A 240-nucleotide genomic window follows, 5' to 3' on the forward strand; every position below is an offset into this window, starting at 1 on the left:
TCATCATCACCACCGTTTTCACCGCTATCAGTAATAAAGGCAGCGGCTTTCGCTTTGCCATTACTGTCGGTGGTAACGTTGTTTACATCGCGAACCACAAGCTGGAAGCGCTCACTACCCTCATGTACTGGGTCTATGCTGTCGTCCGTAGTCTCTACTTCAACATAGATATCTTGCACGTACGCTGGCACTTCAATGTTATTACCATCGAAGTCTAGGTAAACCTTACCGTCTTGGTCT

At 47.1% G+C, this 240-nt stretch carries 1 protein-coding gene; it reads right to left on the minus strand.

The annotated features are described in order from the left end of the window. The coding region (locus RH46_RS22245) for a hypothetical protein (RefSeq protein ID WP_006878660.1) at positions 1–240 on the minus strand (240 nt) is incomplete at both ends.

Origin of the sequence: Vibrio brasiliensis LMG 20546, from assembly GCF_000189255.1 — a bacterium.
Classification (GTDB): Bacteria; Pseudomonadota; Gammaproteobacteria; order Enterobacterales; family Vibrionaceae; genus Vibrio; species Vibrio brasiliensis.